At 61.5% G+C, this 21,164-nt stretch carries 17 protein-coding genes; 14 read left to right on the top strand and 3 right to left on the bottom strand.

Translation table 11 applies throughout. The annotated features are described in order from the left end of the window. Positions 1-91: 91 nt before the first annotated feature. The 3 genes from J7557_RS14265 to murB all read left to right on the top strand — a co-directional run bounded on the left by J7557_RS14265 (position 92) and on the right by murB (position 2,984). Positions 92-820, top strand: a complete 729-nt coding sequence (locus J7557_RS14265) for a hypothetical protein (RefSeq protein WP_291420722.1) — start codon at positions 92-94, stop codon at positions 818-820. A 120-nt stretch (positions 821-940) separates the two neighbouring features. Next, a complete protein-coding gene (gene denD, locus J7557_RS14260; RefSeq protein WP_291420721.1) occupies positions 941-1,924 on the top strand; it encodes a D-erythronate dehydrogenase in 984 nt (327 codons plus the stop codon). A 40-nt stretch (positions 1,925-1,964) separates the two neighbouring features. After that, the gene (gene murB, locus J7557_RS14255; protein ID WP_291420720.1) at positions 1,965-2,984 is read left to right on the top strand and encodes a UDP-N-acetylmuramate dehydrogenase; all 1,020 of its coding nucleotides are present in this window, start codon (positions 1,965-1,967) and stop codon (positions 2,982-2,984) included. A gap of 101 nt (positions 2,985-3,085) precedes the next feature. Here the strand turns inward: murB and J7557_RS14250 are convergent, their stop codons facing one another. Both J7557_RS14250 and J7557_RS14245 read right to left on the bottom strand, forming a co-directional pair. Further along, complete coding sequence (locus tag J7557_RS14250) at positions 3,086-4,276, bottom strand: bifunctional diguanylate cyclase/phosphodiesterase (RefSeq protein WP_291420719.1); 1,191 nt, start codon at positions 4,274-4,276, stop codon at positions 3,086-3,088. 393 nt (positions 4,277-4,669) lie between these two features. Continuing rightward, positions 4,670-5,674, bottom strand: coding sequence for a LacI family DNA-binding transcriptional regulator (locus tag J7557_RS14245; RefSeq protein WP_291420718.1), 1,005 nt, complete (start codon positions 5,672-5,674; stop codon positions 4,670-4,672). 358 nt (positions 5,675-6,032) lie between these two features. Here J7557_RS14245 and J7557_RS14240 point away from each other — a divergent pair, with 358 nt between their 5' ends. Genes J7557_RS14240 through J7557_RS14215 form a run of 6 tightly spaced genes read left to right on the top strand, consistent with a single transcriptional unit; the run spans position 6,033 to position 12,643 of the window. Further along, the gene (locus J7557_RS14240; protein ID WP_291420717.1) at positions 6,033-7,148 is read left to right on the top strand and encodes a glycoside hydrolase family 172 protein; all 1,116 of its coding nucleotides are present in this window, start codon (positions 6,033-6,035) and stop codon (positions 7,146-7,148) included. Positions 7,149-7,150: 2 nt separating this feature from the next. Further along, positions 7,151-8,149 carry an ABC transporter permease gene (locus J7557_RS14235; RefSeq protein ID WP_035085705.1) on the top strand — a complete coding sequence of 333 codons (999 nt, stop codon included), beginning with the start codon at positions 7,151-7,153 and terminating at the stop codon, positions 8,147-8,149. Between the two features lie 4 nt (positions 8,150-8,153). Further along, entirely contained in the window at positions 8,154-8,993 is an 840-nt protein-coding gene (locus J7557_RS14230) for an ABC transporter permease (protein WP_291420716.1), read from the top strand. Continuing rightward, a complete protein-coding gene (locus J7557_RS14225; RefSeq protein ID WP_291420715.1) occupies positions 8,990-9,814 on the top strand; it encodes an ABC transporter ATP-binding protein in 825 nt (274 codons plus the stop codon). The genes J7557_RS14230 and J7557_RS14225 overlap by 4 nt, the downstream gene beginning before the upstream one ends. Continuing rightward, positions 9,811-10,701, top strand: coding sequence for an ABC transporter ATP-binding protein (locus tag J7557_RS14220; protein ID WP_291420714.1), 891 nt, complete (start codon positions 9,811-9,813; stop codon positions 10,699-10,701). Before J7557_RS14225 ends, J7557_RS14220 begins: the two co-directional genes overlap by 4 nt. Before the next feature lie 58 nt (positions 10,702-10,759). Beyond that, positions 10,760-12,643 carry an ABC transporter substrate-binding protein gene (locus J7557_RS14215; protein ID WP_291420713.1) on the top strand — a complete coding sequence of 628 codons (1,884 nt, stop codon included), beginning with the start codon at positions 10,760-10,762 and terminating at the stop codon, positions 12,641-12,643. 83 nt (positions 12,644-12,726) lie between these two features. Here the strand turns inward: J7557_RS14215 and J7557_RS14210 are convergent, their stop codons facing one another. Continuing rightward, the gene (locus J7557_RS14210) at positions 12,727-13,203 is read right to left on the bottom strand and encodes an Lrp/AsnC family transcriptional regulator (protein WP_084587778.1); all 477 of its coding nucleotides are present in this window, start codon (positions 13,201-13,203) and stop codon (positions 12,727-12,729) included. Positions 13,204-13,390: 187 nt separating this feature from the next. Between J7557_RS14210 and J7557_RS14205 the strand changes: the two genes are divergently transcribed. From J7557_RS14205 to J7557_RS14185, 5 genes are all read left to right on the top strand, one after another. Continuing rightward, positions 13,391-15,700, top strand: coding sequence for a transketolase (locus J7557_RS14205; protein ID WP_291420967.1), 2,310 nt, complete (start codon positions 13,391-13,393; stop codon positions 15,698-15,700). Between the two features lie 215 nt (positions 15,701-15,915). Continuing rightward, positions 15,916-17,520 (top strand): ABC transporter substrate-binding protein, encoded by a 1,605-nt coding sequence (locus tag J7557_RS14200; protein ID WP_291420712.1) that lies wholly within the window; start codon positions 15,916-15,918, stop codon positions 17,518-17,520. Positions 17,521-17,584: 64 nt separating this feature from the next. Then, positions 17,585-19,342, top strand: a complete 1,758-nt coding sequence (locus J7557_RS14195; protein WP_291420711.1) for an ABC transporter ATP-binding protein — start codon at positions 17,585-17,587, stop codon at positions 19,340-19,342. 10 nt (positions 19,343-19,352) lie between these two features. Beyond that, entirely contained in the window at positions 19,353-20,282 is a 930-nt protein-coding gene (locus J7557_RS14190; RefSeq protein ID WP_291420710.1) for an ABC transporter permease, read from the top strand. Then, positions 20,279-21,163: an ABC transporter permease gene (locus J7557_RS14185; protein WP_291420709.1), complete on the top strand. Its 885-nt coding sequence runs from the start codon at positions 20,279-20,281 to the stop codon at positions 21,161-21,163. The genes J7557_RS14190 and J7557_RS14185 overlap by 4 nt, the downstream gene beginning before the upstream one ends. The last annotated feature ends 1 nt before the right edge of the window (position 21,164 follow it).

Below are 21,164 nucleotides of genomic sequence, written 5' to 3'. Positions count from 1 at the left end.
GTTAAAATCTAGGGTTAAGCGAGCTTTAACGAGTTTGTCCGATATTTGCCATGAACCGACCAAGCGTCGTGGCAACTAAAGGACTGAACCCATGCGCAAGCTCATTGCTGCGTTCCTGTTGACCGGAACAGCAGTGGCAGGCCCGGCAATTGCCGCGGACCTTCCCTACTACCCGCCTGTGATCGAAATTCCTGATGTCGACTACGGCGTCTCGGGCAGCTTCTACCTGCGCGGCAGCGCCGCCGGCAATGCCATGTGGGGCCGGGAAGTTTTCCACCCGACCGCCACGCCCCGCACCTTCGCCATCACCGATTACGGCTATGGCTACTCCGTCGGCGCCGGTGTCGGCTATGAAACCGGCACGGGTCTCCGCGTCGACGCCACGGTCGACTATCTCGCCAATGACAATATGCGCGCCACGATCAACGATACTTCGGGCAACCTGACCAACGGCGTGCACAGCCTGCAGTTGCGCTCCACTGTCGTTCTGGCCAACGCCTATTACGATTTCGGCTTCGGCGAGATGGGCTATGGCGCTGCTGGCGGCGCTTTCGGTTATGTCGGCGCCGGTGCCGGTCTTGCCTTCAACGATGTTATCACCACGGGCCCCGGCCCGGCCGATACGCACGGCACCAATACCAGCCTCGCGGCTGCCGGTATGGTCGGCGTCGGCTATGACTTCGGCCACATCGTTGCCGACGTCGGCTATCGCGGCCTCTATATTGATCAGGTCGCCAACAACACTGCCGTTGCGCCCTATTCGATAAATGGTGCTTGGGTCCACGAAGTGCGCGGCACGCTGCGCTACCGCTTCAACTGATCTCCAGTCAGTCTTCCCATGCAGCGGCGCTCACCCGAGGTGGGCGCCGTTTCTTTTGCGCCGTGGACAACAGGCCGCCGCAATGATTTCGTCGATTGAGGGACATTGGAGGACACGGTCGTGAAGATTCTGGTTATCGGCGCCGCCGGCATGGTTGGACGCAAGCTCACGGCGGCGCTGCTCAAGGCGGGGCAGGTCGCTGGTCGCGATATTTCGGCCCTGGTGCTTGCTGACATTGTCTCGCCCGAAGCCCCGAAGGCGGCAATCCCCATCGAAACCCACGCCGTCGACCTTTCCGCACCCGCTGCCGCGGAGCAGTTGATTGGCGCGCGTCCCGATCTCATCTTTCATCTCGCTGCCATCGTGTCCGGCGAGGCCGAAGCCGATTTCGAAAAGGGCTATCGCATCAATCTCGATGGCACGCGGCATTTGCTGGAGGCGATCCGGCTTGCCAGCCGGCAAGGCGCCTATGCGCCCCGTCTGGTCTTTACCTCGTCCATCGCGGTTTTCGGCGAGCCCTTGCCGGCGAAAATTCCCGATGAATTCCCCCTGACGCCGCTCACCAGCTACGGCACGCAAAAAGCGATCGGCGAGCTGCTGCTGGCCGATTATTCCCGCCGCGGTTTTGTCGATGGCGTGGGCATTCGTCTGCCGACCATCGTCGTCCGGCCTGGAAAACCCAACAAGGCCGCTTCGGGCTTCTTTTCCGGCATCATCCGCGAGCCCCTCACCGGTGTCGAGGCGGTCTTGCCGGTCGATACGAATGTCCGTCACTGGTTTGCCAGCCCGCGTGCGGCGGTGAGCTTCCTGCTGCACGCAGCCCAGATGGACACGTCCGGTCTCGGACAGCGCCGTTCTCTGACCATGCCGGGCCTTGCCGCGACGGTTGGCGACGAAATCGAGGCCCTGCGGCGCATTGCCGGGGACAAGGCGGCAAAACTCATTCGCCATGAGCCCGACCCGGTCATTGCCCGCATCGTTGCCGGGTGGCCACAGGCCTTTTCGGCCAAGCGTGCCGAAGGCCTCGGCTTTGTCGCCGAAAGCCGTTTCGACGACATCATTCGTGCCCATATCGAGGATGAACTGGGCGGCCAGATTGGCTGAGACATTGCCAGGCCCGTAAGAGCGCACCTATAACCCGGCCATGACCACGTCCTATCTCAACCTCACGCCCGATTTTGATCTCTCCGCGCGCAACACGCTGGCGCTCAAGGCCCGATCACGCTGGGGCGCCATGCTGGAAGCCGCCGATCAGGTGCCTGCGCTGTTTGCCCTGGCGCGCGAACGCGGTCTGCCTCTACGCATCCTTGGCGGCGGCAGTAATGTGGTGCTTTCCGCAGATTTCGTCGGGATCACGGCCGTGGTCGCGACCACCGGCCGTACTGTCATCGATGAGGCCGAGGACTATGTTCTGGTCGAGGCGGCGGCCGGGGAAACCTGGCATGATTTCGTCGTCTGGACTGTCGGGCAGGGTTTTGGTGGCATCGAAAACCTTGCGGGTATTCCCGGCACAGTCGGCGCGGCGCCGGTGCAGAATATCGGCGCCTATGGCGCGGAAGTGGCCGACGTCTTCTACAGTCTCGTGGCTTTCGATACAGCAGACAAAACCCTACATACCTTCACCGCCACCGACTGTGCTTTCGCCTATCGTGATAGCGTCTTCAAGCGGGAGGCGGGGCGCTATGTGGTGCTGTCATTGCGATTGCGGCTGCCGCGTCCCTGGAAGCCCAATCTGCGTTTTGCTGGGCTTGCCGAGCTGGCCGATCAGCCCTCGCTCGAGCCCCGAACCGTGATGGACCGCGTCCTTTACCTGCGTGGATCCAAATTGCCCGATTGGCGCGTTACGCCCAATGCCGGGTCATTCTTTCAGAATCCCATCGTCACCCTCGACGAAGCGGCACCGGTCCTCACCGCCTTCCCGGCGGCCCCCAATTTCCCGCAGGCAGATGGGCGGACCAAGCTGTCGGCCGGCTGGCTGATCGAGCAGAGCGGCCTCAAGGGGTTTCGCATGGGGCGCGCCGGCATCTCCGAGCGCCATGCCTTGGTCGTCGTCAATCTCGGTGATGCCGATGCCGGCGATATCGCCGCCCTCGCAGCGCATGTAAAAGCGACGGTGAAAGCGCGCTTCGGCATTGCCCTGCACGAAGAGCCGGTCTTTCTCTAAAGCGCGTCGCGATCCCCTGGGATTCGCTCGATGCGCTTTAGCGCCTTGTTTTCACGCATGTCTTTGTCCCGAAACCGGCGACCACTTTCGGGAGACATGCTCTAGGCAGCGGCAGCAGCAGGCCGCATGAAATCGTCAAGCGGAACTGGCCGGCCGAAGAGAAAGCCCTGATAGGCCTGACAGCCATTCTGGGTCAGGAAATTGACCTGTTCGCGCGTCTCGACCCCTTCTGCGAGCACGTCGAGCTCCAGGTCCAGCCCCATCTGGACGATGCTGCGCACTAGAGCCGCGCTACGCTTGTTGTCCATCATCGACTGCACAAAACTGCGGTCGATCTTCAACTGCGTCAGGGGCAATTGTCGGAGATAGCCGAGGGACGAATAGCCGGTGCCGAAATCATCGAGCGCCATGCCGATGCCTACGGCGCGCAAAACATGCATCTTGGCGGTGACCAGTTCTGGATTGGCGACCATCACGCTTTCCGTCAGCTCGATCTTGAGCCGGGTCGGGTCGATGCCAAAGGTCTCGATCAGGTTCAGCACAGAGCGCTCGAAACCGTCTTCGAGAAATTGACTGGCGCTCACATTGACCGAGAGCGTCAGGTGTCGCGTTTCCTCGTTCTTGGCCCAGTCCGCCAGCGTCTGCATTGCCTGCTGCAGTACCCAATAGCCGATCCGGCCCATGAGGCCGGCCTGTTCGGCGGCAGGAATGAACTCGGCGGGCGAAATCAGCTTGCCGCCGGTCGGCGTCCAGCGGAGCAAGGCTTCTGCGCCAATGCGACGGCCGTTGCGATCGACCTGCGGCTGATAATAGAGCTCGAACTCTTCGCGCCAGAGCGCGTCGGCCAGGTTGCGCGCCAATCTATCGGTACGCTCTATCTCGGCCTGCAGCGCATAGACACAAAGAGCGCTGAGCGCCGTAGCGATGATGGAATTCACCCACACGCCATAGATCCTGATGTCGTCGGCAATGGGCTGGGCGAAGGGCAGCGCATAATGCGTGCTGGAAAGGGCAATGAAACCCAGCAAGCTCGCGCCGATCAGAACCGCCTGGATCGGCGAGCGCTTGGTCTTGAAGTTGATATAGCCGACGAGGGCCAAGGGCAGCAGGAACAGATGGGAGACGCGCGGCAAGTCGCTATTGGGCACGTCGAACATCAGGCACAGGCCAAGCACGAAGGCCAGCAGGACAAACTGGGTAACATATAGCGAGGTGGTGACCCGGCCCGCATTGGCCAATTTCAAGCTGACAAGGCACAATAGCGTCAGAAAAATCTGTCCGAGGGACAGCATTGGCTGTCCTTGGACCGCAAACACCATTGCCCAGAACACAGACAAAGCCGACACTGCCGCCGCAGAGATCTTGTAAGCCAGGATCAGCCGGGAGGAGTATTTGGTCGTATCCGTCATCGTTCGGGGCCGAGACGTTGGTTTCACGCGCAGCTCTCGCTATTTTCGGTGTCGTGTCAGACCATTGGGCCTGACGGGATTGGCCGACACAATAGCAGACAGAATTTAAGACATCTTGTGCTGGACTAATATGGTTCGATGTCTTCGCCTATGGTGTCCAAAATACTACGCGAAGCTGTGGCTTTAGCATTGTTGTGGTTCCACAGTTGGTTCAGCAAACCTTTGCTTTCAAAGCTCTTGGGGAGCGAGGTCTAGGCCACTGGCTCAACGCGTGCTTCAAGCGCTGGCAAATTCTCTAACGGCGCATTCAAGAACTTCGGCTCTGACCTCGCCGGTGTAGACCCCATTCAGCCGCTCGATCAGCATTGCAACGGCGCGGTGCGCCAGTGCAGAAGGAGCGACGCCAACCCTCGTCAGGGTGGGGCGCACATAGCGCATTTCCGGCTGGTCACCGAAGACGGCGACGGCGATGTCCTCGGGGACGCGGATATTGTGATCGTGCAGACGCGCCAGTCCGGCCATGGCCATGAGATAATTGGCGAAGAAGATGGCGCTCGGCATGTTGCCGCGGCGGTGTTCGACCAGCCAGTCGACCGCCTCTTCGCCCGAAGGCGCAAGATAGGTCCCTTCATAGCGCAGGTCGGCGCTCGGCGGAGCGCCGTGGTCGGCCAAGCCTTTTTCAATGCCATCGGCCCTCGCCATCGCTTCGGCGAAATGAGCGGGGCCGGTGACGTGGGCCACGCGACGATGGCCCTTTTGGGCGAGAAGCTTCCCCATGGCATAGCCCCCGCCAAAATCGTCGATCTTGACGCTATCCACGGCGCGATTGGGCAGGTCACCAATGAAGACGGTCGGGATGTCGAGCTTGAGCAGTTCGTCATGCATGCGGTGGAGCGCAAAGTCGCCCACGATGAGGCCGTCGACTCGCTTGTTGCGAATCTGCCTGAGATATTCGCGGTTATGGTCCTGCGGATGTCCGCCCGGCACGTCGGAGTTGAAGATCATGGTGTCGAGCCCGATCGCTTCGAGGTCCGACTGCGCCGTTTTGACGAGCTCCGGATAAAAGGGGTTGCGGATATCGGGGATGAGCAGGGCGACGATATTCGTGCGGCCGGTTCGTAGGCTCTGGGCTTGCGGATTGGGCACATAACCCATCTCGTCGATCGCCGCGAGGACGCGGGTGCGAAGATGCTCTGAGACGCGGTCTGCGTGATTGAGCACGTGCGAAACGGTAGTGCGGGAGACGCCGGCGCGTTCGGCAACCTTGGAAATCGTTGTCATAGAGGGATCGCTATCATTGCCAAAATCGATTTGCAAATTGATTTGTGAATGCATTTGCAAATGCGAAATTGCTTGTTATGGTGCCCTTGTCGGATGGCGACCAGACGCTGTCGACGGGATGGGAATGGGTTAGCACGGACAAGAAGCCGGCAGTCCATCCACCTTCGGGAGGACATCGATGCTGCACTTCGACTCTACCACATAGGGCCTCGCCCGCCGTCTTCTTCTTCATCGCAAATGTCTCTCGCAGTCGCCGCCCGGCGCTGCGCAGTTACGTCTTTGCTTCATCGGGCCATTGCGACGGGCGCCTAGTGGCGCGCGACCGGATGGTTGCTGCCTCAACGCTGCGGAATACCACATGAACGCTCCCTTTTCCGGCCTCGACGTCAATCTGGGCAATCTTTACCGCCTGTCTCAAGCCAAAACCCGCTCTATTTCACCGGAGAATTTCACCGGTGAAAAGGGCAGGGGCGGCATGGCCACCGAAGGAACCGGAGCGGATTGCGCCCGGGGCCTCGGCCAGGGCTGGAAGGTATCGCCCTCCATCCGTATCGAAGCCCATGAAACCCGCGTTCTCGCCGATATCGAAGGACCGGGCGCCATCCAACAGATCTGGCTGACCACAGCCAATCTGCGCTGGCGCGACCTGATCCTGCGCATCTATTGGGACGATCAGGAGCATCCTTCCGTGGAGGCGCCGGTGGGCGACTTCTTCTGCTCGGGCTGGAACCGCTTTGCGCAGGTCACCTCGCTCGCCGTCTGCGTCAATCCGGGCCGCGCCTTCAATTGCTACTGGCAGATGCCATTCAAGAAGCGCGCCCGCATCACCATCGAAAACCGCGATCCCGACGATTTCGGCATCATCTATTACCAGATCAACTATGCGCTCGCGGAAGTGCCAGATGACGCCGCCTATTTCCACGCGCAGTTCCGCCGCACCAATCCGCTGCCGTTCAAGGAGGATTACACCATCCTCGATGGCGTGAGCGGGCAGGGTCAATATGTGGGCACCTATATGGCCTGGGGCGTCAACAATGCCGGCTGGTGGGGCGAGGGCGAGATCAAATTCTTCATGGATGGGGACAAGCAATTCCCCACCATCTGCGGCACCGGCACCGAGGACTATTTCTGCGGCGCCTATAATTTCGACGGCGGCGTCGTCGATGCCACCATGGACAGCCGCTATCGCGAATTCACCACGCCCTATGCCGGCCTGCCGCAGGTCTTGCGGCCCGACGGCACCTATCAGAGCCAGACGCGCTTCGGCATGTATCGCTGGCACGTCCACGATCCGATCCGCTTCGACAGCGATCTGCGGGTGACCATCCAGGCTCTCGGCTGGCGCACGGAAAAGAAGGATCGGCGCTACCTGCCGTTGCAGGATGACATCGCCTCGGTCGCCTTCTGGTACCAGACCCTGCCCACGGCGCCGTTCTCGCAACTGCCCGACCGCGACTATCTCGAGATCATCTGACCATGCACCTCCTCCGCTTCATTGCTGGGCGGCTCGTGGTCTATGCGCTGGTGATCGTCTTCGCGCTCACCGTGCTGTTCTTCGTGCCGCGTCTTGGCCCCACCGATCCGGTGGAGGCCATGCTGGCCAAGGTCGCCTCGCAGGGCGCCTATATGGACCCCGCGCAGGTCGACAAGCTGCGCCAGTCGCTCATCGACACTTTTGGGCTCGGTGGCTCGCTCTGGGAGCAGTACGGCGCCTTCGTCAATCGCATCGTGTTCAGCGCCGACTTTGGCCCATCGCTCTCCATGTATCCCACCCCGGTGATGGAGCTGATCTGGAATGCGCTGCCCTGGACTTTTGGCCTGCTGCTGAGCTCGACGCTGATCGCCTGGATCCTGGGCAATTTCGTCGGCCTGCTCTCCGGCTGGCGGCCCAATTCGAATAGTTCGCGAGTGATGGAGGGGATCGCGATCTGCCTCTATCCGATCCCCTATTACATCCTCGCGCTCGTGCTATCGATCCTCTTTTCCTATGTCTGGAAGATATTTCCGCTCACCACCACCATTCGCGGCGCGCCATGGAGTTGGGAGTTGGTCTCCAGTATAGTCTGGAACTCGTTCCTGCCGGCCATGTCGATCGTCATTGTGGTGTTCGGCTGGTGGGTGATCAGCGTCAAGGCGCAGACATCAGCCCTGAAGGAAGAGGAGTTCGCGCGCTATGCAAGGCTGAAAGGCCTCAGCGATGGGCGCATCCTCACCGCTTATATCCTGCCCAATGCCCTCCTGCCGCAGATCACCTTTCTCGCCCTGCAGATCGGGCTGATGTTCAACGGCTCGCTGATCACCGAAATCCTGTTCGATTATCCGGGCCTTGGGCTGCTGATTTACACGGCCGTGTTGCAGGGCGACTTCAACCTGCTGATGGGCACGATCAGCCTTTCGGTGATCGCCGTCGCGACCGCGACCATGATCATCGACCTCATCTATCCCCTTCTCGATCCTCGTATCCGGCACAGGTAGACCGATGCGCAGTTTCTTTACCCATGCGCCGTTCCGGCTCTATCTCGGCCTTCTGCTCCTGGCGGTGTGTATCGTCGTTGGCGGGATTCTGCCCTGGCTGGCGCCCGGCGATCCGCTCGTCTGGTATTCGGCTCCGCGCAACCAGAACCCCAGTGGCGCCTATTGGCTGGGGACGACCAGTCTCGGTCAGGACGTCTTCTGGCTCCTCACCTATGCTCTGCGCAATTCGATCATCCTCGGGCTGATCGTTGCCGGGCTGTCGACGGTCATCGGCGTCTTCCTCGGCCTTGCCGCCGGCTATGCCGGGGGCTGGCTCGATCGGGTGCTGAGCTTTTTCATGGATGCACTGCTCTGCATTCCGACGCTGCCCATCCTGATTCTGATGGCCGCGCTCTTCGGCGGTCAATTGGCGCTACCCATCGTCGGCCTGCTGCTAGTGGTCTTCAACTGGCCCTATCCGGCCCGACAGGTGCGCGCCGTGGCGCTGACGATGCGCGAGCGCGAATTCATCAATGTCGCCTGGTTCTCGGGAGAATCCAGCTCGCGCATCCTCATACGGCACATCTTCCCCTATATCGCCGGCTGGTCGGCGGCCAATTTCATCAACACGGTGCTGGTCGGCATTTCGACCGAGAGCGCCCTGGCGGTCATCGGTCTCTCCAGCGCCCAGCAGGCGACGCTCGGCACCATGATCTATTGGGCCATCAACTATCAGGCGCTGTTGGGCGGTAAATACGTCTGGATCGGCTCTCCCGTGGTCGCCATCGTCCTTCTTTTCATCGGCCTCTTTCTCGTCTCCTCGGGCCTCTCCATGCAGTCCGCCGCGAAGAGGATGAGCGTATGATCAGCATCGACAATGTCACGGTCGGCTACGGCGCGGCCGGCTTCATCACCGCGGTCGATGGCGTCAGTTTCACCATCGGCAGCAACGAAATCATCGGCATTGCCGGGGAATCCGGCTCGGGCAAATCGACGCTGATGCGAGCGGTCTATGGCGACTTCTCGACGGGCCTCCGTATCAAGTCCGGCACCGTAACCGGCCGTTTTACCGACGCTGCGACTGGCAAGACGATCGAAAAGCCGTCGAGCCTGTTCCGCGATCTCTGGTGGGACCAGATCAGCTATATCCCGCAGGGCTCGATGAGCGTGCTCAACCCGCTGATGAAAATCGAGAAGCAGGTTGTCGACGGGCTGCCCAGGCGCGAACGCGGTGGCGGCCGCCGGGAATTGCGGGCCCGCATCGCAAAATTCCTTGCCGGCTTCGGGCTCGAAGAAAATGTGCTCGACGCCTATCCGCACCAGCTTTCGGGCGGCATGCGGCAGCGTGTGCTGGTGGCCATCGCCGCCTTCGTCAATCCCCGCCTCATCCTCGCCGACGAGCCGACGACGGCACTCGACGTGGTGGTGCAGAAAAAGATCCTGCTCATGATGGTCGAAATCCAGCGACGGTTGCAGAACACGCTCGTGCTGGTCAGCCACGATCTTGGCGTGCACTACCAGATCACCGACCGGCTGGTGATCATGTACAAGGGCCAGATTGTCGAGGCCGGCCGCACGGCTGATATCTTTGCCAATCCGCAACACGACTATACCCGCAATCTCATCGCCTCGCTGCCGCGCCTCCACGGCCAGCGGGCGGTGGATCGGGTGGGAGCGGGCGCATGAGCGACGCTTCCATTCTCGAAGTCCGCAATGTCAGCCGCTCCTATCGCAAGGGCGGCTTCTTTGGCGGCACCCATTTCAAGGCCGTCGACGACGTTTCTTTCACCCTGCCGGCCAAGCCGCAGGTCTTCTCCATCGTCGGCGAATCCGGTTCGGGCAAGACCACATTGGCGCGCATGGTCCTTCGCCTCGTCGAGCCAAGCGAAGGCGATATTCGCCTCCTCGGCCGCCCGCTCATAGGCAAGGAAGGGCGGATCGATAGTCTCGAATTCCGCCGGCTGGTGCAGCCCATCTTCCAGAATCCGTTTGAGGCCTTCAGCGCCTATCTGCCGATCGAGGACTATCTCCGGCGCACCGCGCTCAACCTCAAAGTCGCGAAGTCGGTCGAGGAGGCCGATCGCTTGGCCGACCGGGCGCTGCGCTCGGTCAATCTCAGCCTCGAGCGCATTCGCGGCAAATATATCCGCCAGTTCTCGGGCGGCGAATTGCAGCGCATCAGCGTGGCGCGGGCCCTTATCCCGCAGCCCAAGCTGATCGTCGCCGACGAGCCCGTCTCGATGGTCGATGCCAGCCTGCGCATGTCCATCGTCAATCTCTTCCGCACCATCGTGGAAGAGCAGGGCGTGTCATTCATCTACATCACCCACGACCTCTCGACGGCCTATTACCTGTCCGACCAAGTGGCGATCATGAACCATGGCCGCGTGGTGGAGAGCGGCGTACCTACCGACATCCTCGACAATCCAAGCGAGGCCTATACGCGCGAACTGATGGCGGCGATCCCCACAGTCGGGGAGCGCTGGAGCGAGCTCGACGCCATCGACAGCGCCTATCCCACCCATTCATCCCGGCAAAAGACTGGCTCGAACCAGCCGCCGGCCAACGCCTGAAACAAACGGAGGAGAAATCATGTTACCAATTCAAGTTCACCGCCCGCAAAGAGCCCTCATGGCTCTCGGGCTCGCCGTCCTCATGGGCGGCACCATGCTGTCCGGTGCCACCGTACCGGCCTGGGCCCAAGAAATGACCGATGTCGGCACGCCACGTGCCGAGACATTGATCGTCGACATGCTCAATGCCCGCGTCGGCAATCCGACCAATATGAACATGTATCAGCAGGGCGTGACCACCAATCATGGCTATCACCAGATGGCTGGCGCGCTGCTCTATGACATCGACACGGCCAAGGGCTCTCAGATCCCCGATCTTGCCGCCGAAATGCCGATCGCCAACGCGGATTTCACTGTTTTCACAGTCCCGCTGCGCCAGGGCCTAACTTGGAGCGATGGCGAAGCCTTCACCGCCGACGACGTGATTTTTACCGACCAGATGCTGCGCAACACGCCGGCCCTCGGCTACAGCGCCGCCTATACCGCCCAGATCGCCTCGATGACCAAGGTGGACGACCACACGGTCGAGATCACCACCACCAAGCCGACGCCGCGTCTCTCCATCGTCCTCGGCTCGGTCATCTATGGCAATCCATTCCACGTCGTGCCCCAGCATGTCTGGGAAGGACAGGACCCGGCAACTTTCCCCAATTTCCCGCCGGTCAGCATCAGCGCCTACAAGTATAAGGATCACGACCCCAACGGCACCTGGTTCCTCTGGGAAAAGCGCGAAGACTGGCAGAATTCGGATGTCGGCCAGATCGTGGGCGAGCCCAAGCCGCAATATGTGCTGTTCCGCAGCTATGGCACCGAGGAACGCCGCGTGCTCGCAATGGCGTCCAACGAGATCGACATTCTGACCGACATCTCGCCCGAAAGCCTCGATATCCTGCGCAACCAGAACGACAAGGTGCGCGGCTGGTTCACCGATTTCCCCTATGCCAATCTCGATGACCCTTGCGAGCGCGGCATGCATTTCAATACGTCCAAGGCGCCCTATGACGACGCTCGGACGCGCTGGGCCCTGGCTCTGGCCATCAATGCCGAACAGGCCAGTATCGCTACCTTCTCGGGCATGATGCGCGCCTCCCCGCTCGCCATCCCGCCGACCACCGTCTTGATGGACACCTACCACCAGCCCATGGCCCAGTGGCTCAGCGAATTCGCCCTTGAAGACGGCTACAAGCCCTTTGATCCCGACTATGCCGTGCGCCTCGGCGAGCGTTTGCGTTCCGAAGGTATCGAGAATATCCCTGAGGATCCGGAGGCCTTGCGCGAACTCCTCGGCGTTGGCTGGTGGAAGCATGATCCGGAACAGGCGACCAAGCTCCTCCTTGATGTCGGTTTCACCAATGATGGCGGGGTCTGGAAAAAGCCCGACGGCACGCCTTTTACCATCAACATCCTGGCCCCGGCCGATTTCGAGGTGCAGTCGCAGCGCCTCGCCTTTGCCGTTGCCAATGAATGGACGCAGTTCGGCATTCCCGCTCAGGTCCAGCAGATGCAGGCCGGCGCCTTCTTCACCGCCGAAAATACCGGCGACTATGAAGTCGGCTCCTATTGGGGCATGTCCTGCGGCATCGTGCCCGACCCATTCGTGCGCATGGAAGGCTGGCACAAGGACTATGTGCGCGAAAACGGAACGCCCGCCTCGTCCAACCAGGGCCGCTATGTCGATGATGAGCTCAGTGCCCTGATCGACAAGCTGCGCACCATCCCGGCCGATGATCCGCAGATCGTCCCGCTCGGCACCGACATCCTCAAGGAGCTTGTCGAAGGCCTGCCGGCGATCGAAATGTTCGGTACGTCCAAGTTCGTGCCCGTGAACGAGACCTATTGGACTAACTATCCCTCGGCCGACAATTACTACGAAGGCCCATGGTGGTGGTGGAGCAATTTCAAGTTTATCGCCGCCAAACTTGAGCCGGTCGCCGCTCAATAAGGACAAGAAAGGAGCGGTCGGGTTCCGACCGCTCCAAACTGACATTGTTCGTCGGAAAGCCAGTGCCCGCCTTGCAGAAAAGTCTAGAGCGGTAGCGCCCGCCCCACTTTCACCGTCCCCAGCGAAAAGCTCGATTCGATCGAGGCGACGCCTTCCACCTGGGTCAGTTTCTCGCGCAAAAAATGTTCATAGGTTTCGAGGTCGGCGCAGACGACCCGGAGCAGGAAGTCGAATTGGCCGGTCATGAGATAGGCGTCCATGACTTCCGGCCATCGGCTTATGGCCGCGGCAAAGGCGTCCAGTTCGCGCGCCCGCTGGCGTTCCAGTTTTATGGAAATGAACACCGAGACCGGCAGGCCCGCCGCTTTCTGATCCACCATTGCGCTATAGCCGGTGATGATCTCAGCGCGTTCCATCTGGCGGATGCGACGCAGGCAGGGTGACGGCGAGAGCCCCACTCGGTCGGCGATCGCCTGGATGGTCATTCGCCCATCCTCCTGCAGCGCCCGCAGGATTTTGCGGTCTATCGCCGTCAGTTCGATCTTGGCGGATTCTGCCAATTATCCTCTCCAAACAAGAGAAATCCTGCGTAGCCAGGCGCTCAATTGGCTAAATTAGACGAAATCTGCCTGACAGCAAGGTGCAGGCTGGGAGGGAGGAAGAGGAGGTTTCGTCGTGAAGGATAGTGACCGGCGCATCTGGCATATCGGGGCGTTGACGAAGAAGGCCCTATGGCTTTCGAACTGGATGATCCACCACGCCAATCATATCCGGCCCAATGTCGATGGGGTGAAGGTTGGCGGGCATCAGGCCAGTTCCGCCTCGATGGCGGCGATCATGAGCACGCTTTATTTTGGCGTGTTGCGGCCCGAGGATCGCGTCGCCGTCAAGCCGCATGCCGCGCCGGTGTTCCATGCCATCCAGTATCTGCTGGGCAAGCAGACGCTGGAAAAACTCGTCGATTTCCGCGCCTTTGGCGGGGCGCAATCCTATCCGAGCCGGACCAAGGACACGGACGATGTCGATATTTCCACCGGCTCGGTGGGGCTCGGCGTTGCTTTCACCGCCTTTGCTTCGCTGGTTCAGGACTATGTCCGCGCCAAGAGCTGGGCGGATACGACCCGACCGGAGGGCCGCATGGTGGCGCTGGTGGGCGATGCCGAACTCGACGAGGGCAATGTCTATGAATGCCTGCTCGAGGGTTGGAAGCACGGGCTGCGCAACACCTGGTGGGTGATCGACTACAATCGCCAGAGCCTCGACGGCGTGGTGCGCGAGGGGCTTTACGATCGGATCGAAGCCATTTTTCGTGCCTTCGACTGGAATGTGGTCACGCTCAAATATGGCGCATTGCAGCGGGAGGCCTTTGCCGAGCCGGGCGGGGAGAGGCTGAAGGCCTGGATCGATGCAGCGCCCAACGCGCTTTATTCGGCGCTGATGTTTCGCGGCGGCGCGGCCTGGCGCGAGCGGCTGTCGGACGAGATCGGGGATCAGGGAGCGGTCAGTGCCCTGCTGGCGCGTCGCAGCGATGCGGAATTGGCGGAGCTGATGGCCAATCTTGGTGGACACTGTGTTCCGAGCCTTCTCGAACAATTCGAGGCCGCGCAGAGCGACAAGCCGACCGTGTTCATCGCCTATACGGTGAAAGGCTGGGCGACGCCGCTGGCAGGTCACAAGGACAATCATGCTGGGCAGATGACATCAACGCAGATCGAGCAATTGCGCCAATCGATGAATGTCCGCGAGGGGCATGAATGGGAGCCGCTGGAGGGGTTGAAAGACCCCAAAGGCGTGCAGGACTTTCTGAACAGGGTGTCGTTCAACGCTGCCGGTTCCCGTCGGTTGTCCTCGCCGCAGGTTGAAACCATCGGCCCGCAATTTGTCGGGACCGGCCCCACCTCAACGCAGGCAGCCTTCGGGCGCATTCTCGATGCCATTGCCAAGACTGATAGCGATCTGGCGCGGCGGATCGTCACCACATCGCCCGACGTGACCGTCTCGACCAATCTCGGGCCGTGGGTGAACCGGCGCAATCTTTTCGCGCGAAGTGAGGTGGCCGATGTCTTCCAGAGGGAAGCCATTCCGTCCACCCAGAAGTGGCGGTTTGCGCCGGATGGGCAGCATATAGAACTGGGCATTGCCGAAATGAACCTGTTCCTGATGCTCGGCGCCGCCGGGCTCAGCCATTCGCTTTTTGGCGAGCGCCTGCTGCCCATCGGCACGCTCTATGATCCGTTCATCTCCCGCGGCCTCGATGCCCTCAACTATGCCTGCTATCAGGATGCGCGGTTCCTGCTTGTGGCGACGCCCTCGGGCGTGTCTCTCGCCGGCGAAGGCGGCGCGCATCAGTCGATTGCTTCGCCGCTGATCGGCATGGCGCAGGATGGTCTTGCCAGTTTCGAGCCGGCCTTCGCCGATGAATTGTCGGTCATCATGGACTGGGCCTTTGACTATATGCAGCGGCAGGGCGATGCCCGGCCCGATCTCGCCGATTGGCCACGGGATGTTACCGGCGGCTCCGTCTATCTGCGCCTCTCCACGCGCACCATCGAGCAGCCCATGCGGGTGATGGACAAGGCCCTGTCCGACGGCATCATTCGCGGCGCTTATTGGCTTAAACCGCCAACGCCACAATGCGAGGTGGTCATCGCCTATCAGGGCGTGCTGGCCAATGAAGCCATCGAAGCATCAGCACAGATCGGCGGTGATCGGCGCAATGTTGCGGTGCTCGCCGTGACCTCGGCCGATCGCCTCAATGCCGGCTGGCATGGCGCGCAACGAGCGCGCCTCCATGGCGACCGCGATGCCCGCAGCCATATCGAGACCTTGCTGGCCGACGTGCCCGATCGGGCCGGCCTCATCACCGCCATAGACGGGCATCCGGCAACGCTCGGCTGGCTCGGCAGCGTGCTTGGTCACCGCACGATAACGCTCGGCGTCGAGCACTTTGGCCAGACCGGCACGGTGCATGATCTCTATGCCCATTTCGGCATCGACGCCGCGGCGATCACAGCGGCAGCGCGCAGTTTCATGCCTGGCCGGAGGGCAAATGCATGATGCCCAACTTCTGGCGCGATCACGCCTTGCCAAGCCTGTTCGTATTTGTCAGACATATGTCATTAGACGGATTTGAGGGGAAATCGAACCGTCGCAGCGCTGGGCCTGAGGGGGCCCCTGCGCCAAAGAGAGTGACCGTTCCGGCGGACTAAAATCCCGCACGTAACGGCGCATGAGGGAACGTCCATCTGGCTCTTTATCAAGGAGGGAGCTCTATGAATGCACTTGTGAGACTGGCAGGCATCATGGTGGCTGCAACGTCGCTGTCCGCGCCGGTGCTGGCACAAACCACCGTGGTGGCACCGAGCGGCAGCACCGCCGGCACCTACATGGACTACATGAAGACCGTCTACGATCGCGGCACCGGCTCCGAGCTGTTGCAAATCCCGATCGCGACCTTCGACAAGGAATTCGAGCTGACGCCGATGGCGGCCGAAAGCTGGACCCAGTCCGAAGACGGCCTCACCTGGACTTTCAAGCTCCGCCCCGGCCTCGTCTGGTCCGATGGCGAGCCGCTGACCGCCGAAGACTTCGTCTTCGCCCTGCAGCGCGCAGCGACCTCCGGCTATGACTTTGCCTGGTACTGGGACTTTGCCGGCGGCATCAAGGGCTGGAAGGAAGTCACCGAAGGCACCGCTGATGTTTCGACCCTTGGCCTCAAGGCCGTGGACGATCTCACCATCGAAGTGACAACCGTCGCGCCAAAACCCTACCTGCCGTCCGTCACCAGCCTTTGGTATCCGGTGCCCAAGCACAAGGTCGATGAACTTGGCGACGATTGGGCGCTCGACGTCGCCACCATCGTTTCGTCCGGCCCGTTCGAAATCGAGAGCTGGGAAAAGTCGAACAACTCGGTGGTCTTCACCAAGTCCGATACCTATACCGGCCCGTGGTCGCCGATGATCGATCGCCTCGAACTGGATCCGACTCTCAATGCCCCTGAAGTCGGCCTGCCCGCCTTCCTCGCCGGCGATGCCGACTATTCCTTCCTCAACACCGGACAGGTGCCGGTGGCGACCGCGCGCTACCCGGATGGCATCCGCAAGAATGCCGTGTTCGCGACCTCGTACATTTCGTACGATCTCGATGCTGCCCCGTTCAATGACGTCAACGTTCGTCGCGCCTTCTACTATGCCGTCGATCGCGCCGAGCTGACCTCGACTGTGCTCAAGGACATCGCCATTCCGGCCGGTTCGATCCTGCCGCCCGGCTATCCTGGGTACAATCCGGACATCGCGGCCGAAGCCGTCTTCGATCCCGAAAAGGCCAAGCAGTTCCTGGCCGATGCCGGCTTCCCCAATGGCGAAGGCTTCCCGGAAGTCGAAATCTGGTATCGCGAAGAAGGCGGCTATAACGGCGCTATCGTCCCGGCCATGGCGCAGTACCTGCAGGCCGAATTCAAGGAAGTGCTCGGCATTTCGCTCAACATCCGCGCCCTCCCTGGCCCGGAATGGATGGATGGCCTGCGCGGCAAGAAGAACAACATCTTCATCGCGCCCTATGAGTACGATTATCTCGATCCGTCGAACTTCTACGGCATCTTCTACAATGGTGGCCGTCACGGCTATTTCATTCCCGAATATGACGAGATCATCGCCAAGGCCGATAGCGAAAGCGATTGGGACACCCGCTACAAGCTCTATGCCGAAGCAGAACAGCTGATGATCGACCAGGGCCTGATCTTGCCGCTGGTGCATCCGGTGACCATCGCCGTGGTGTCCGACCAGCTGACCGGCGATGGCGTCGCGCCGAACTCGCTCGGGTTCACCCAGCTCGATCGTCTCGGCCACTACTTCTTCACGCACATCACCAAGCAGTAGCCCCATTTCGACCCACGCGCTTCCCGGCCTTTGCCGGGAAGCGTCCTCTACCAAGGGCCAATTCATGCCTCTCGTCGAAATCGAAGGCCTGCGCGTCAGCTTTCGCCAATATGGCGGCAAGGTCGACGCGGTGCGCCATGTCAGTTTTAGCGTCAATGAAGGCGAAAGCGTCGGCATTGTCGGGGAATCCGGCTCCGGAAAGTCCGTGAGCTGTTCCGCCCTCCTCCGCCTACTGCCCGCGACCGCCGAAGTGGAAGCGACCAAGTTGCGCCTCGATGGCGTCGATGTGCTCAAGGCCAACAAGGAGGACCTGGCGCGGTTGCGCGGTCGCTCCGCCGCCATGATTTTCCAGGACCCGATGACCGCGTTCGATCCGGTCTTCACCATCGGCCACCAGATCGCCGAAACTATTCGCGCACACCGCAAGGTCGGCAAGCGCGAGGCTCTGGCCGAAGCCGAGCAGCTGCTGTTGCGCGTCGAAATCAAGAACGCTGCCGATGTGCTCGGCTATTATCCGCACCAGCTTTCCGGCGGCATGCTGCAGCGCGCCATGATCGCCATGGCGCTGTCGTGCCGGCCAAAACTTCTTATCGCCGACGAGCCCACCACGGCGCTCGATGTGACCATCCAGGCGCAAATTCTCCAGCTCATCAAGAAGGTCCAGGCCGAGTTCGGTATGGCCCTCGTGATGATCACCCATGACCTCGGCGTCATCGCCGAGACGGTGGATCGCGTCGTCGTCATGTATGGCGGCGAGATCATGGAAGAAGGCGCCGTCACGGACGTCTTCGAAGCGCCCCAGCACACTTATACCAAGACGCTGCTGGCGAGCCTTCACTCCCGCTTCGAGCCCTCCAAGGGCGCGCCCGACACCGTGGCGCCAGCGCTCGAACTGCGCGGTCTCGCCAAATCCTACCACACCCGGCGCCGCAGTGGTTTTCGCGTCGTACAGGGCGAGTTTCAGGCGGTGCAGACAGTCGACGTTGTCCTACCGCGCAATCGTATTGTCGCCTTGGTGGGAGAATCCGGCTCGGGCAAGACCACGACCGGCCTCATGGCCATGCGCCTGACCGAGCCCAGCCGCGGCCAGATCCTCGTCGATGGGACAGACATTTCCCAGCTCGAACCGGCCGCGCTCATCCCATTCCGCCGGCGCATGCAGATCGTCTTTCAGGACAGCTATTCAGCGCTCGACCCGATGATGACGCTGGCGCAGATCATCGCCGAGCCGCTCCATATTCACGGCTTGGGCACGCCGCGCGAACAGACCGAAAAGGCGCTCAACTGGCTCGAACGCGTCGGCCTGCCGCGCAATTTCGGCAGCCGTTACGCGCACGAACTTTCGGGCGGCCAACGACAGCGCGTCGCCATTGCCCGCGCCCTGATCCTCGAACCCACCGTGCTAGTCGCCGACGAGCCGACCTCAGCCCTCGATGTCACGGTCAAGGCGCAGATCATTAATCTGCTCAAACAATTGCAGGCCGAACTCGGGCTCTCGATCCTCTTCATCAGCCACGACCTGTCCACGGTGAAATCGCTGACCGACAGCGTCGTCGTCATGTATCGCGGCCGTGTCGTCGAGGAAGCACCGACCGAGCGTCTGTTTGCCGAACCGCAACACCCCTATACGCGGGCTTTGCTCGACGCGATCCCCGCGACTAATCCCCGGGAAAAGCGCCTCCGCACCTTTCTTTCCGCTGACGAGATCAAGGCGCGGACGCCGCGCTACACCGTCATTCAGACAGGGTCGGCGCCCAATGCCGATCCGCAACTGGTCACCATCGCCCCGGGCCACCGGGTCGAGGCGATCGTGACGACCTGAGGAGAGTGCGATGTTCACCCATATCATCCGTCGCATTCTCTCGGTCGCATTCACCTTCATCGTGGTGTCGATCATCATCTTCCTGATGATGCACTCGGTCCCCGGCGGGCCGTTCGATGCCAATGACATGCCGGTTTCGGAAGCCGTGCGCGCCAAGATGATGGCGCAGTGGGGCCTCGATCAGCCGCTGCATGTCCAATATTTCAACTATATGTGGGGCGTGCTGCATCTCGATTTCGGCGTGCCCTTCCAGAGCCCGGGCGAAACGGTCGTCGAACTGATCTCGCGAGCCTGGGTCCCCAGCCTCATTCTCGGCGGCACCGGCGTTCTCATTGGCGCGCCCCTCGGCATCCTCCTCGGCATGGCCGCCGCCCTCAATCGCAATACCTGGATCGACTACCTGGCTTCGACGCTCGCAACGCTCGGGCTCACCATCCCGGTCTTCGTCACCTCGATGCTGCTGATCCTGATCTTTGCGGTCTGGCTCAACTGGCTGCCGGCGAGCGGTTGGCCGCAACCCAATCGCTGGATTCTACCCATCGCCTGCTATGCGGCCATTCCGCTCGCGACCTATGCCCGCTACACGCGTTCCGCCGTGCTCGACACGCTCAACCGCCCATTCGTCACGGTCCTCCGTGCCAAGGGCCTCAGCGAGCGCCGCATCGTCTTCCAGCACGTCATGCGCAATTCGGCGATCCCGCTGGTGACGGTCTTCCTGCCCATGTTCATCGGCACGGCCACCGGCTCGATCTTTGTCGAAGCCATGTTCCGCGTGCCGGGGCTCGGCGCCTATTTCGTCTCCTCCATCGAGGTGCGCGACTACACGCTGCAGATGGCGCTGATGCTGCTGATCACCTTCATGTATTGCCTCGCCTACCTTCTCTCCGACATCGCCTATGCGCTGCTCAATCCGCGTATTCGCGTGGGAGGCGCCGAATGACCGACGCAACCGCACCCATCGCCGCCACCCGCCAGCGCAGCCCGCTCTGGTTTGCCTGGCGTCGCTTCCTCTCCAACAAGGCAGCCGTCATCGGCGGCGTCGTGCTGGGCATCCTGATCCTGATGGCGGTGTTTGCCCCGCTCATCACGCCATACAATCCGGAAGCCCAGAGTTTCCTCACCGAGGCCCTCGCCTTTCCGTCGGCCGCACACTGGTTCGGCGTCGACAATCTAGGCCGCGATTTCTATTCCCGCATCGTCTACGGCGCGCGCGTTTCCCTGACCATCGGCTTCACGGCTGCCCTCTTCAGCGTCCTCGTGGGCATCCCCCTCGGCGCGCTCGCCGGCTATTTCGGTGGCCGCACCGACTGGGTCATCATGCGCATCATCGAGGTGTTCTCGGTGGTCCCGCCCCTCCTCGCCGCGCTCCTTCTCGGCGCACTGACCCGTGGCGGCTATGGCACCATCGTCTTCATCGCCGCGCTTTTCGGCTGGGTGAATGTCTGCCTCCTCGTCCGGGCCCAAATAAAAGCCTTTCGCGAGAAGGAATTCGTGCGGGCCGCCCAGGCGCTTGGCGCCTCGCCCTGGTACATCATCCGCCGCCATCTCATTCCCAATTCGATCAGCCCGATCATCATCGGCTTCGTGCTGGCCATTCCGCTCGCCATGATGCTCGAAGCCAGCCTTAGTTTCCTCGGCGTCGGCGTGCCCCCGCCGACGCCGACATGGGGGCAGATGATCAATGAGGGCATTGATTTCATGTTCTTCTACTGGCATCTGGCCGTCTTCCCGACCGCCGCGCTTGCCATCACCGTGCTCGCAACCTCGCTCTTTGGCGATGGGCTGCGCGATGCGCTCGACCCGACCCTGAAAGGCCGCTGAA

The organism is Devosia sp. (genome assembly GCF_017744655.1).
Classification (GTDB): domain Bacteria; phylum Pseudomonadota; class Alphaproteobacteria; order Rhizobiales; family Devosiaceae; genus Devosia.
The sequence above is the reverse complement of the archived record's forward strand: the minus strand, read 5'-3'. Positions and strand labels throughout refer to the sequence as shown.